Raw genomic sequence first — 12,468 nt, forward strand, 5'->3', positions numbered from 1 at the left:
AATCATCAGCCCTAAATGAGTCGACTTTGAACAGAGGTATCCTCGCGTGCATTGCTTACATGATTGGTATCGACAATGGATAAGAACGCGAATTTGTCTTTAAGAACATCCACCGTCAAAAGACCGCGCCCCCGCAAGGATGCATAGAGCGCTGCGGAATAAGCTTGGCAGTTTACGGATTTTTCCGGATTAAAAGCTATATCAGTAAAGGCTTGATACCTCATCACCTCATCGGCAATTGCGGGCTGCTTGTGAAGTGCGTTGATGTACAACCAATCATAAAACGCGGTCTTGGGCTCCAGTTCCCAGTCGATCCCAAAGAACCGGAAGCCAACCAGTCGACCACTTCGAGTCAGGCGCGGATCTCGCTTGGCATCAATCGATGATGCATCCATCAAGTCAACGTAGGGACCTCCAGACTCAAACACCTTGCTTGCTTGATATGCGCATTCCAAGCTGAACTCGCGGCCACGCTTGACTGTCTTGATCATCAGATTAAAGGCGCTCAAGCTTACTCCAAGAGCGTCGGCTGACTTGCTTGATATCTCAAGTATATCGTCCAGCCCAAATTGCCTATTCGCTTCCGCATGCAGGGATCGAATCGACTTTTGAGACTGAGTTTTCGACATCCCAGGGAACCACTGAAAGTCGACGTGCCTCGTGAGCACGAGCAGGTCGCCACTGAGTGAAGGCGCAAATACTGGCCTAGATGCCACTGTCAGCCACCTGTTTCCAATGGGCGTAGTCCTGGCGGTAGCGGAAAATACTCGCATTGACTGCAACATTTCTTTCGTTCAGCTTTGCGTGCGTAGCAACAAGCCTAGCCTTTACCGCTTGATTCAAAGCAAATACTCCAAGTATGTGCTCTCTCGAAACTCCCTCTAGCATTAGGACTTCAGCTTGTGGATTAGTTGGGTATCTATCGGGGATGCCTAGAGTTGCGCGGCTCACACCATTCCAGTCAGCGTACATGCCCTGAAGGGCTTGTAGCCCCATGCGTTGAGCGATCGGAATGCTTGTCATCGCGGCCGACGCTGCATTGCCAGCGCAGAATGCGACAGTGGGTGACGACAGTACAGCGGGGCTAACCGCCACAATTACCCAGCTTTCGTCGACATCTGCCTGCTTAACCTTGAAGAACATCTTGTAGTTGGGGAAGTCAATTGAAAGACAGACTGCCGATGTCCCGTCTAGCCGTACAGTATCGTTAAACTTAACCCCGCCTTCTCCAGCTAACAGATCCCTAGGTACAAGTCCTCGCTGAATGATGGAAGTCAGATTGCTCTCCCTCGTGAAATGAACCAGATACTTGATACCTCGTTCGTGTACGAACTCCTGGATCGTCGCTGCCATGATGATTTCCTTCTCTGTCATGTGCTGTCAATGATGACCCGGCGGCCAGTGGCTCGACCCCGGCGCGGGCACGTCAGTGCGAACCGCATCTTTCAATTTATCATGCCGCAGTCGATGCGGCGAGCAAAGAACAACCCGCCCTAGTTGAGCCAGAATGAAAGCAATACTTATGAGAGCCTGTGAGAATTAGTTGATATCTATCGTAGGTGTATGGAGCGGCCAGATTTCCGTAGTGCTTACCCCGCGATCTATGAGTCTGATGATGCGAGGATGCCGCAAGCTAGCTTCCCCTTAACCTCCAGGAGCGCAAAGTCCAATGTCTGATAGGCGATTCGTACAGCTGCTGCGTAGCCAGCCGCAACCACAGACAGCCCGATGAACAGGGTTGCTACAGCGATGGCTGGAAAGATGCTCGCCTTTACAGTGTCCAGTGAAATGGCCGGGGATAGCACGCGTGCCGTGACGAGCCAGAACAGGGCGCCCCAAAGGATGCCAGCGAACACATTGAAACGCGCCATTCGCTCGGTCGTTTGAGCTTTCACTAGCTGCACGCCGGAGGACAATCGCTCCAGCTCTGCTTGATCCTTCACAAATTCCTCGATAGCAACTGCAAGCTTTCCAGTAGACGTTGCGGTGACGCCCGCAAGGACCGTTCGAGTAGGAAGACCGAAGTAGACGCTGACAACACTCAGCACCAATGCGGCGATAATCATGACAGGATCGAAAGCGGATTCCATAAGGAAGAATCCACTCATGAAGATGAGCGTGAGGAGGAAGATCCAGAGTAGGCGTTTCCAGATGATGCTGAAGCCACTCATAATTAACCATGGTCCGACTAAAAACTCTTCTGAAAATGCAAGCAGCGGACCCTCCTTCACCCGGAGTGGCGGCCGGTCGACGACCGTGTATTCCGCAAGCCTGACTACTGCCCGGATCTTCTCAAACTCCATTTGCCCTCCGTTTAATCACCCGGTTTTTTACCGCATCGGTAGGCCCGCCCTGCGTCGAGGAGGGGTTGATCCAATTAACGTGACGCGTCACGCCCGATCGCCCCCCGCCCATTGGCGCCCCACCCCTCCCCCACTATAGTGCCAACCCTCACAAGGACGAGGCGGCACACATGCCCTATATCGGAATCGGACTCCACGTACTGGCGGCCATCTACTTCGCGGTGCACGCCATCCGCTCGGGCCAGAGCCTCTACTGGCTCATCCTGCTGTTCTCGTTCCCGCTACTCGGCAGCGTCGTCTACTTCCTGGCGATCTATTTTCCGGAAGTCCGCCACTCGCGCGGCGCGCGACAGGTCGTCCGTTCCGCCAAGCAGCTCATGGACCCGGGCCAGGACCTTCGCAACGCCCGTACCGAACTGGCGCGCACGCCGACCGTGCAGAATCGGGTTCGCCTGGGCATGACGCTGCTGGATGCCGGCCAGGCCGAGGAGGCCAGAATCCTGCTTGAGCAGGCAGCCAGCTCGCCGCTGGGCGACGATCCCTACATCCTGACCGGCCTTGCCCGTGCCCGCCTCGAGTCCGGGCACGCTGCGCTTGCGGTAGAGACGCTGGACGGCCTGTTCGCACGCCACCCGGACGTGCGCCGCAAGCCGGAACAGACGCTGCTTTACGCGCAGGCACTGGCGGCCGCCCAAGTACCCGGAGCCCGCGCCGCGTTCGAGCGCGCCGTCGAATTCGGAAACGATGCGGCCGCTCGCTGCATCTACGCCGAATGGCTGATGGCGCAGCCGCAACCGGACGATCGCGAGCAAGCGCGCAGCCTGTTCGCCAGCATCATCGACGATGCCCAGCACTGGTCGCGCCACGCGCGCAGCCACAATGCCGCCTGGTTGGAACGGACCAAGGCGGCGTTGAAGGGCTACTGACGACCTGGAAGCAGGTGACAGGCTCGAATATCGGGACTTCCAGGAAGCTATGGCAGGGGCCTAGCGCGAGCCCAGCTTGGGGAAGAGCAGCTTGGGGGTTCCGATAAACAGCAGCCATGCACCCAGGGCCGCTCCGTAGGCGAGCACCGTTCCCACAAGGAATGTGCCGAAGAGGCTGCCGGTGAACAGCTGATACAGCCCTTTGCCGCGACCTGCAGCGCTGCCTCCAACAGTCAGCACGATGACCGGCAGCATGATCATTCCGCTGCAGAGGATCAGGGAGAACGCGCCCAGCAACCAGCGCTTGAGTGGCGGGTTCCATGGCATGGGGTAGCCTGCGAGCAGTCGCCTCATCCAAAGAAACAGTACTGGAAAGGCGATCAGGTACATCAATGCCACATACAACCAGGTTCGAGCATCAGCGCTGCCCGCCTCGAAGATGGCTCGCGGGTATACCCCTGTGCGATAGAGCGTTTCTGCGCTTGCCGCCAGCGTCGCGCTAATGATCATCGCAGGCTTGAACAGGCGCGACACCTTGCCCCATTGCGCGTTGCGTAGTTGCTGCCCGTCAATCATGCCAGACATGAAAACCTTCTTGGGCGGATGCGTCCATGAGGTACCAAGGGGCATTGTGCAGATGATTCGCCCCGCCACATGATGACATGCAGCGCCTTGCTTCGCAGATTTCACCTATTAACGTGACGCGTCACACGCAGTCGGCAGCGCATTGCTGGACAGGCATGTCGCATCTGCCTTGCTCACAGCCCCGCCGGGCGGATGCCGACAGCGCGCAGAGCTGCACCACCGACATGGTCGATAGCGTTGCAGCGCAACGCTCCAGCTTCATTGCGCCATATGCAACGATTCTGAAAATGTTGAAAGTGGTGTCGGCATCGGCCTTACTGCATTGGCATCACGCATAGGTCCGCGTATTCCTTGCTGTGCCACCGTGCATCGGTGGTCGGGATTCGAAACCCCGGTTCTACGCTGAAGTAAACGCTTGCCAGCCGGCATCACCCATCAGGTGGTGCCGGCTGGCAATCCGTCGGCCGGCTATGGCGGGCGGTGCGCGGAGGCTTTGTGCCTGCCGGTTTTAGCGTAGACCGGGTTTCGAACCTCGCACCGTCCGCCACCTTTATCGGTGGCGGCTTCTGCATGCACGCAAGGAGCCCAGCCATGACCCAGCCCCACTCCCCTGCCCCGCACCCGATCAATGACGCGCCCGCAAATGGCTCTGCGCTTGATCAGAACACCCTCATCGCCCTGCTGCACAGCATCGGCTCCGGCGCCGCCTCCGATGGTCAGCCGTGGCCTGAACGCCATCAGATGCCCGGCCGACGCATCGCCTTGGCGGATACCGATTGCTCGCTGGCCGGGCTTCGCGTGGTCCTGGAGATTCTGCTGGCCGCGCAGCGCGCCCGCGAAAATGGCGAGCTGGAGCAGTACGTTGGCCCGCGCGTGATGGAGGGGCTGATCATGGCCGGAATCGGCCTTACCGCACACGCCAGTACCCGACTGCATCCGGAGGGTTGAGTGGCCTGGTGGCGCTGGGCGGCCACCGCGCTCTGTCTTGTGGTGGTGGTTGCGGCACAGACGCAGTGGCTGGCACCGCCCAAGCCCTCGCCTATCGGTTTCCACAGCATCCCCGGCGATCGCTTTCTGCAGTTGCGCCGCCAAGCCATGCAGTTCGTGGAGGCTCGGCCACGACAGGGCTTCCAGTTCGTTGAGCGGCATCGAGATGCCGAGTTCCAGGTTCATTGCCGAGGCATACCCGTGCTGTGGCTGGAGAGGCGCTCGCACCATCTGCTGTTGCAGGTCTCACTGGACGCGAAGCAGCGGGCGCCTGCCGTTGTGCGGTTGCGGGCGCTCCTCGAATGGCAGTTGGAGCCGTTGGATTACCTGGAGCAGGTACTGGCTGACGTGCCGGAACCTGTTCTGTTGGATCGGGTGCTGCAGATGTTCGGGGGCGAGGTACCTGAGGGCGCGCGATGTGGCCCACACTAGTCACCTGCGCGACAGGCATTGGCCCAGCGATCATGCGGGCCACCCCTCGGCATCGATCCAGCCCGCATCGCGCACGCGCGCAAGATCTTCTGGCGTATCGATATCCAGGCCCAGTTCCGGTGCCTGTAGGACATGCACCGTATCGACGGGAAGTTGCCGCAGGCGCGCTCCAAAGCCGCGGTCACCGGTTGCACGCGCAGAGTTGAACCATGCACGCGGCACTACTGCGGGAATGCCAAGCAAATTTCCGTGGCGGGTACCCGCGCACCCTGACGCCGAAGCGCGGGCACCCGAAAGCAGCGCCTGCAGATGGGAGCGCTCGATTGCGGGCTGGTCGCATGCCACGACCATCACCGCAGTCAACGTGGGCAGCAGGTGTGCGCCGGCAACCTGCAGGCTGCTCGCCAGGCCGCGTTCCCAGTGGTTGTTGGTTACCGGAGTGGCGTCCAGCCCGGCAATGCTGGATGTCACGGCCTGTGCGTTCGCGCCCACCACGACCAGCACCTGCGCTGGCGCGAGCTCGCGCGCCAACCGCACCACGCGATGTACCAGGGTCTCGCCCTGCCGGGTCAGAAGCTGCTTGGGCTGGCCAAGTCGGGTGCTCCCGCCGGCAGCCAGCACGACGACCGCATGCGCGTCAGTCACCTGCCGTGCGCGCTTCGCCATTGCTGCAGCTGCGCGGCGATGCTGAGCGAAATCGCCTCTGGCCCTCGGCCGCCGATGTCCAGGCCGACAGGTGATCGAAGTCTCGGGGAAAGGCGGTGGCGCTGATCCGGTGTCAGCAACTTGAACAGGTCCTCGCGCCTTCGCCGCGGACCCAGCAGTCCAATGAACATAACTTTGGTATCAGCCAGGGCCACCAGCGCCTCCCGGTCCAGTTCGAAATCGTGATGCATCACCAGTGCCGCGTCGCACGGGTCGCCATGAAGGGCCTCGGCCGGGCTGGTCTGAAGATGCGCATCCGCGCACTGCCCGGCTGAGGCCCAGCGCGCTCGCCGTTCGGCCACGCTGACCCGCCACCCCAGGCCCCGCAGTAACGGAACCAGCAAGGGCGTTTCCGGACCGCCCCCCAACACCAGGGCCCGCGGAAGCCGGGGCAACGGCAGACGCCACGCACCCTCGCCAAAGGGCTGCGTACCATCCATCGTATGCAGCTGCCACGCCTGCTCGTGATGGCCGGCACGGAAAATGACCTGCCCCGACGTGCGAAGGTCGCGCTGGAGTGACACACCCTCGCGCAACCAAGCCTCGATGACGTCGTCGATGCCGGCCATGGCACGCAATGGCAGGAGCGCAATCCGCAGCCGGCCGCGGCACCCGAGCGCGGACCCACTCAACAGGTCGTCGTCACTGCGGGTGTCGATCTCGATCCAGTCGACCCGCCCTGCCGCGCTCACCTGCTCCGCGCGTCGCGCGAGCTCGGGCTCCAGGCATCCGCCGCTCAGCCAGCCGACCTGGCTGCCGTTGCAGAACAGCACCATGTCGCCGGCACCGGCGTAAGTGGAGCCATCGGTTTCCAGCACCAGCGCGAGCACGGCGTGCTCCCCCGCGCGCACGCGCGTCAAGGCCGTCTCGAGTACGCCGCGCGGGCTGCCTTCGGCGAGGAAGCCCGGCGCTGCCGACAGGTGCTCGGCAAGATCGCAGGGCTCCCCTCCGCCTGCGGCGGAGGCCTCCAGAGTGGGCGAGGCTGCGGGTCGGTCCATGCGCAAGGGTCAGCCCACGTCGGGCAAGCCGGGCAGCAGCTTGTCCAGGGTAATGGGATAGTTGCGCACGCGCACGCCGGTTGCGTTGTAGACCGCATTGGCGATCGCGGCGCCGACCCCGCAGATGCCCAGTTCACCCACACCCTTGGCCTTCATCGGCGAGATCACCGGATCCAGCGTGTCGAGGAAGACCACTTCCTGGTACGGGATGTCGGCGTGCACGGGAACCTCGTAGCCGGCCAGGTCATGGTTGATGAACAAGCCCAGCCGTTTGTCGACCACCAGCTCCTCCATCAGGGTCGCGCCCGCACCCATCACCATCCCGCCGATGACCTGGCTGCGTGCGGACAGCGGATTGAGGATCCGGCCGCCATCGCATACGGCAAGCATGCGGCGGATGCGCGTCTCTCCCGTGTAGGCATGCACGGCAACCTCGCAGAAGTGCCCTGCATAGGTGCCGACGTCGTAGCCTTGCTTGAATTCGCCGAAGGCAATGCCGTCCTCCGCCGACAGTGTCCCCGCCTCCGCCAGCTTGATCGTCCGCCCACCCGCCTGGATGCGGCCATTGGCGAAGTCTGCGGTGTCGCCGTCGAAGCCCAGTTTCTCGCCCACCTTGCGGCGCAGGCTGACGCACGCCGCGTACACGCCTGCGGTGGAGCTTGCCGCGCCCCACTGGCCGCCGGAACCAGCGGAGGCGGGATGACGGGAGTCGCCGAGGGTCACCTGGACCCGCTCCAGCGGCACGCCCATGGTCTCGGCTGCCGTCTGCGCGATGATCGTGTAGGAGCCGGTGCCGATGTCGGTCATGTCGGTCTCGACAATCACCCCGCCCTGGCCGTCAAGCCGGACCCGCGCCGCCGACTTCATTGTCGGTGCGCCGCGATAGCCCGCAGACACGCCCATGCCGACCAGCCAGTCCCCTTCCCTGACCTGCGCCGGCCTGGGGTTGCGCTTGTTCCAGTTGAAGCGCTCCGCGCCTTCGCGCAGGCAGCGCACCAGGTTGCGGTCGGAGAACTTCTTGGACGGATCGCCGGGCACGACCTCGGGCTCGTTGAGGATGCGGAACGCGATCGGGTCGAGGCCCAGCTTCTCGGCCATTTCGTCCATCGCTACTTCCAGCGCCATGTGGCCCGGTGCTTCGCCCGGTGCGCGCATCGCATTGCCTTCGGGCATGTCGAGCGTGGCGATGTAGTTGGCGACCAGGCGGTTGGCGCCTGCATAGAGCTTGGGCGTCTGCAGGGTGCCGTTTTCGCCATCCTCGCCGTTGATGTTGCCCGACCAGTTCTCATGGGCGATGGCGGAGATCCGGCCGTCCTTTCCGCAGCCGATCCGGATGCGTTGAATTGTCGCGTGCCGGTGGGTGGTGTTGTTGGGCATCAACGGGCGTTGCAGCGCGATCTTCACCGGTCGCCCGATCTGCTTGGCCGCCAACGCGGCCAGCACCGCGTCGGCACGGATGAACAGCTTGCCGCCGAAGCCGCCGCCGATGTAGGGCGAGTCCACGCGCACCTTGGCAGGATCAATGCCGAGGATCGCCGCCATGCCCTGCCTGGCCCAGTCGATCATCTGGTTCGCCGTCCACAGCGTGAGCGTGTCACCCTCCCAGGCGGCGATGGTGGCGTGCGGCTCCATCATCGAATGACTTTCGTCGGAGGTGTGGTAAGTCTCGTCGAGCTTGACCGCGGCGCTCGCGTAGGCGGTGTCGAAATCGCCGAGCGTCTGCCGGTCGGGCTTGCCACCGCGCCCCTTTGCCAGCGGCGCGGAAGGCGCCAGGGCGGGGAAATCGAAGCGCCCCTTGCCGCGCTCGTAGCGGGTGCGGATCAGCGCCGCGGCGGCGCGGGCCTGCTCGAAGGTCTCTGCCACCACGCAGGCGATGGCCTGGTGGTAGTGAGCCACTTCGGGTCCGCCGAACAGCGGCGCATTGTTCCAGTTCGATTTGCCGACCGGCTTGGTTTCCGGTGCGGTGATGACCGCCAATACGCCGGGCGCGGCACGTGCGCGGGAGGCATCCATCGAAATGATGCGCCCCTTGCCGATGCCCGCACCGACGATGTAGCCGTAGGCCTGGTTCGGCGCCACGTCATGGCGCTCGTAGGCATAGGGGGCGGTGCCGGTGGTCTTGCGTGGACCGTCGATGCGCGGCGTCGACTTGCCGACGACCTTGGCCTTGTCGAACAGGTTGTCGCCGGCGGGGGCGTTGAATTCAAGGGGCATCAGCGCTCTCCTTCCACCAGCACCGCTGCGAGAGTGCGCTCGGCGAGCGCGATCTTGAACGCGTTCTCCGGCGTCGGACGGGCACCGGCGAACACCTGCCGGGTCGCGGCCTTTACGCCGTCGCGCAGCAGCGGTTCGGCTGCCTCGACGCGCCACGGTTTCGGCGCGACCCCACCGAAGGCGAACCGCGCCGAGCCGTCACGCTGCACGACCGCGGCGACCGACACCAGTGCGAACGCATAGGACGCGCGGTCCCGTACCTTGTGGTACACGTGCCGACCGCCCAGGGGTTGTGGCAGCGTGACGTGGGTGATCAGCTCACCGCGCTGCAGCACGTTGTCCTGCTGCGGCTTGTCGCCGGGGGAACGATGGAAATCGGCAATCGGGATGCTGCGCGTACTGCCGTCACCCCTGACGGTCTGGATCGAGGCGTCCAGCACCCGCAGGGCCACCGCCATGTCGCCCGGATAGGTCGCGATGCAGCTGTCCGAGGTGCCGATCACGCCCATCTGCCGGGAGAACCCCTCGAGTGCGCCGCAGCCGGATCCGGGCAGGCGCTTGTTGCAGGGCAGATTGGGATCGTAGAAATACGGGCAGCGCGTGCGCTGCAGCAGGTTGCCGCCGGTGGTGGCTTTGTTGCGCAACTGCCCGGAAGCACCTGCCACGATCGCGCGGGTCAGCACCGCGTAGTCGCGGCGCACGCGCTCATGCGACGCCAGTGCGGTATTGGTGACCAGCGTGCCGATGCGCAGGCCGCCTTCGTCGGTGGGTTCGATCCTGTCCAGGCCGATGTCCTGCACGTCGACCAGGTGCGCTGGCGTCTCGACCTCAAGCTTCATCAGGTCGAGCAGATTGGTCCCTCCAGCCAGGAATTTCGCGCCCTCGGTACCGGCGACGGCCCTGGCGGCCTCGGCCGGGGATTTGGCGCGTTCGTAACTGAAGGCCCTCATGAGCGCCTCCCTGCAGAGGTCACGCCAGCGACCTCTGCCATCGCCTCGGCAATATTGGAATAGGCGCCGCAGCGGCAGAGGTTGCCGCTCATGCGTTCGCGCATTTCCATGTTGGTGGCCTGGGGCCGTGCGCTGACATCCGCCTGCACATGGCTGGGGACACCCCGCTTGATCTCGTCCAGTACCGCCACCGCCGAACAGATCTGCCCCGGCGTGCAATACCCGCACTGGTAGCCATCATGCTTGATGAAGGCGGCCTGCATCGGATGCAGGTCATCGGGGGTGCCGAGGCCTTCGATGGTGGTGATGGCATCGCCCTGGTGCTGTACCGCCAGGCTGAGGCAGGCATTGATGCGCTCACCATTGACCAGCACGGTACAGGCACCGCATTGACCGTGGTCGCAGCCCTTCTTCGTTCCAGTCAGCTTCAGATGTTCGCGCAGGGCATCGAGCAGCGTTGTCCGGGTGTCGAGTTCAAGCTCCCGCCGCTCGCCGTTGACGGTCAAGGCCACCGTGCTGATGACCGGCGGCCTGGGCGGCGGGGGCGCGGCCAGTTCGGCGGCGAGCGATGATGCCCCCGGTGCGGCGGACATCGCCACGGTCGTGACGCCGCCGGCGATCACCTGGCGACGCGTCAACTTCATTCCTTCATCACAACTTGGCACAGGGACCTCCTGGCGTTCGGGGAAACCCCGTGGCTGGATGGACGCGCTCACACTACCGAAGGGCCACTATGCCCATCTGCGGGGTACAGATCTGTGAAGTCGGCGAAATGTACGACCCTACCGAGGCAGGCAACCAGCCTGAGTGCCAGAAGAACATGTTGTAGCAAGTCCGAAGAAATCGACTGCATCCAGCCCTTTCAAAGGCACCCGGACTCATTCCCAGCCTGCAGGCCAACTACGGCGGGCTTGTCTGAGTTGCCACTTCCCATGGTCGAGCATGGCTCGACTCTACAGAGGCGGAGCCTGCGGGCCGACCCGAACATGCACCGCATGGCTGATGCCACGATGGAACATCTTGGCGTATGGGCAGACGCGTTCGGTGTTGCGCACCAGTTCGCAGGCGAGGTTCTCATCCATGCCGGGAAGATGTACCACGATCTCGGCCGACAGCAGGTACAGCCCATCTGCCGGATCACGGGCGAAGGTGACCGCCACCTCGATGCTGGGGTTGTGCAGCAGCAGGCCGGCACGCGCGGCCACCAGCACCATGGCGCCGTGGAAGCAGCCGGCATAGCCCGCAGCCAGCAGCTGCTCGGGATTGGCGCCGCCGCCAGGCCCGCCGAGCTCCGGCGGCAGGCGCAGGTCCACCGCCAGTGCACCGTCGTCCGATCGCACGACGCCGGACGCCCGCCCATGCTGGGCCTGGCCTCCGCTCACCCGCACGCGGCCGGTGTACAGCGGCTTCACGTCGTCGCCCTGGTAGCGGTCCAGCATGGCAGGCGAAGGCGGCTTCAGCTCGGTCATTGCACGGCTCCATCAAACGCAGCTGCGGCAGGCGATCGATTCGCCGCTCAGGCAGGCTGCCGCTGCAACAGACCGGACTGCTGCAGCCAGGCTTCGAAATCGACCTGCCCCAGCCACGCGTGGCCCGCGGGCACCAGCGTCTCGGTCTGCAGCGGCGCGCCGAAGTACAGTGCATCGGCGTCCGCCACCACCTGCCGGGAATCACCCGTCAGTTGCAGATAGCGCCTGGCCAGATCCGCCATCGCGCTGCGCTGCGGCCCGGCGATCTCCAGCACGCCATTGGCTGGCGCCTGCTGCGCGATGCGTGCCACCGCTTCGGCAACATCCTCGGCGGCAATCGGCTGCACGTCGGCGGCCGGCAGCCGCACGGCCGTCCCGTCGCCGGCGGACTGGATGATGCCCGGCAGGAACTCGAAGAACTGCGTGGAATGGATGATGGTGTACGGCAGGCCCGAGTCGCGGATCAGCCGCTCCTGGGCGATCTTGCCGCGGAAGTAGCCACTGGCGGCAAGCTTGTCGGTGCCCACAACAGAAAGCGCGACATGGTGGCGCACGCCGGCACGGGTGGCGGCCGCAAGTATGTTGTGGCCGGCGGTCACGAAGAACGAAAGCACTGCTGCGTCTTCGAACGAGGGCGAGTTGGCCAGGTCCACCACCACGTCGACGCCGTCCATGGCGGCATCCAAGCCCTTGCCGGTCAGTACATCCACCCCGGTGGAGGGCGCTGCCACCACGACCGCATGCCCGGCGACACGCAGGCGCTCCACCACCTTGCTGCCGATGCGGCCGGTACCACCGATGACGAGGAACTTCATTGCGTGTCTCCTGGTATGTAGAGGGGCTGCCGGGTGTGGCCGGGCGCAGGCATCGTAGGTGGCGCGGGCGCGAGGCAGTAGGTC

At 63.8% G+C, this 12,468-nt stretch carries 14 protein-coding genes; 3 read left to right on the forward strand and 11 right to left on the reverse strand.

What is annotated here, in order from left to right; genetic code table 11:
- Window positions 1–11: 11 nt before the first annotated feature.
- The 3 genes from AC5P9W_RS08670 to AC5P9W_RS08680 all read right to left on the reverse strand — a co-directional run bounded on the left by AC5P9W_RS08670 (window position 12) and on the right by AC5P9W_RS08680 (window position 2,303).
- Entirely contained in the window at window positions 12–785 is a 774-nt protein-coding gene (locus AC5P9W_RS08670) for a DarT1-associated NADAR antitoxin family protein (protein ID WP_414715489.1), read from the reverse strand.
- Window positions 706–1,353, reverse strand: a complete 648-nt coding sequence (locus tag AC5P9W_RS08675; protein ID WP_080352925.1) for a DarT ssDNA thymidine ADP-ribosyltransferase family protein — start codon at window positions 1,351–1,353, stop codon at window positions 706–708. Before AC5P9W_RS08675 ends, AC5P9W_RS08670 begins: the two co-directional genes overlap by 80 nt.
- A 248-nt stretch (window positions 1,354–1,601) precedes the next feature.
- Window positions 1,602–2,303 carry a hypothetical protein gene (locus AC5P9W_RS08680; RefSeq protein ID WP_049414796.1) on the reverse strand — a complete coding sequence of 234 codons (702 nt, stop codon included), beginning with the start codon at window positions 2,301–2,303 and terminating at the stop codon, window positions 1,602–1,604.
- Window positions 2,304–2,473: 170 nt separating this feature from the next.
- Here AC5P9W_RS08680 and AC5P9W_RS08685 point away from each other — a divergent pair, with 170 nt between their 5' ends.
- Window positions 2,474–3,229 carry a hypothetical protein gene (locus tag AC5P9W_RS08685; RefSeq protein WP_329915330.1) on the forward strand — a complete coding sequence of 252 codons (756 nt, stop codon included), beginning with the start codon at window positions 2,474–2,476 and terminating at the stop codon, window positions 3,227–3,229.
- Between the two features lie 60 nt (window positions 3,230–3,289).
- Here the strand turns inward: AC5P9W_RS08685 and AC5P9W_RS08690 are convergent, their stop codons facing one another.
- Window positions 3,290–3,814 carry a transporter gene (locus AC5P9W_RS08690; RefSeq protein ID WP_495219068.1) on the reverse strand — a complete coding sequence of 175 codons (525 nt, stop codon included), beginning with the start codon at window positions 3,812–3,814 and terminating at the stop codon, window positions 3,290–3,292.
- A 591-nt stretch (window positions 3,815–4,405) separates the two neighbouring features.
- Between AC5P9W_RS08690 and AC5P9W_RS08695 the strand changes: the two genes are divergently transcribed.
- Window positions 4,406–4,762, forward strand: coding sequence for a hypothetical protein (locus AC5P9W_RS08695; protein WP_005416543.1), 357 nt, complete (start codon window positions 4,406–4,408; stop codon window positions 4,760–4,762).
- Entirely contained in the window at window positions 4,763–5,233 is a 471-nt protein-coding gene (locus AC5P9W_RS08700) for a hypothetical protein (RefSeq protein ID WP_375367882.1), read from the forward strand.
- Between the two features lie 30 nt (window positions 5,234–5,263).
- On the opposite strand, the gene AC5P9W_RS08705 is transcribed toward AC5P9W_RS08700, so the two are convergent.
- The 7 genes from AC5P9W_RS08705 to AC5P9W_RS08735 form a co-directional block, all read right to left on the reverse strand.
- On the reverse strand, window positions 5,264–5,899 hold the full coding sequence (locus AC5P9W_RS08705; protein WP_456115625.1) for a nucleotidyltransferase family protein: 636 nt from the start codon (window positions 5,897–5,899) through the stop codon (window positions 5,264–5,266).
- Window positions 5,875–6,936, reverse strand: a complete 1,062-nt coding sequence (locus tag AC5P9W_RS08710; protein WP_456115624.1) for an XdhC family protein — start codon at window positions 6,934–6,936, stop codon at window positions 5,875–5,877. The genes AC5P9W_RS08705 and AC5P9W_RS08710 overlap by 25 nt, the downstream gene beginning before the upstream one ends.
- A 9-nt stretch (window positions 6,937–6,945) precedes the next feature.
- Window positions 6,946–9,150: an aldehyde oxidoreductase molybdenum-binding subunit PaoC gene (gene paoC / locus AC5P9W_RS08715; protein ID WP_495219069.1), complete on the reverse strand. Its 2,205-nt coding sequence runs from the start codon at window positions 9,148–9,150 to the stop codon at window positions 6,946–6,948.
- Window positions 9,150–10,100: an FAD binding domain-containing protein gene (locus AC5P9W_RS08720; protein ID WP_111128484.1), complete on the reverse strand. Its 951-nt coding sequence runs from the start codon at window positions 10,098–10,100 to the stop codon at window positions 9,150–9,152. Before AC5P9W_RS08720 ends, paoC begins: the two co-directional genes overlap by 1 nt.
- The gene (paoA, locus tag AC5P9W_RS08725; protein ID WP_019336581.1) at window positions 10,097–10,744 is read right to left on the reverse strand and encodes an aldehyde dehydrogenase iron-sulfur subunit PaoA; all 648 of its coding nucleotides are present in this window, start codon (window positions 10,742–10,744) and stop codon (window positions 10,097–10,099) included. The genes AC5P9W_RS08720 and paoA overlap by 4 nt, the downstream gene beginning before the upstream one ends.
- A 309-nt stretch (window positions 10,745–11,053) precedes the next feature.
- Window positions 11,054–11,569: an Ohr family peroxiredoxin gene (locus AC5P9W_RS08730; RefSeq protein ID WP_111128481.1), complete on the reverse strand. Its 516-nt coding sequence runs from the start codon at window positions 11,567–11,569 to the stop codon at window positions 11,054–11,056.
- A 47-nt stretch (window positions 11,570–11,616) separates the two neighbouring features.
- Window positions 11,617–12,384: an SDR family oxidoreductase gene (locus AC5P9W_RS08735; protein WP_456115622.1), complete on the reverse strand. Its 768-nt coding sequence runs from the start codon at window positions 12,382–12,384 to the stop codon at window positions 11,617–11,619.
- Window positions 12,385–12,468 lie beyond the last annotated feature (84 nt).

The organism is Stenotrophomonas sp. YJH_SMC_33 (genome assembly GCF_059372295.1).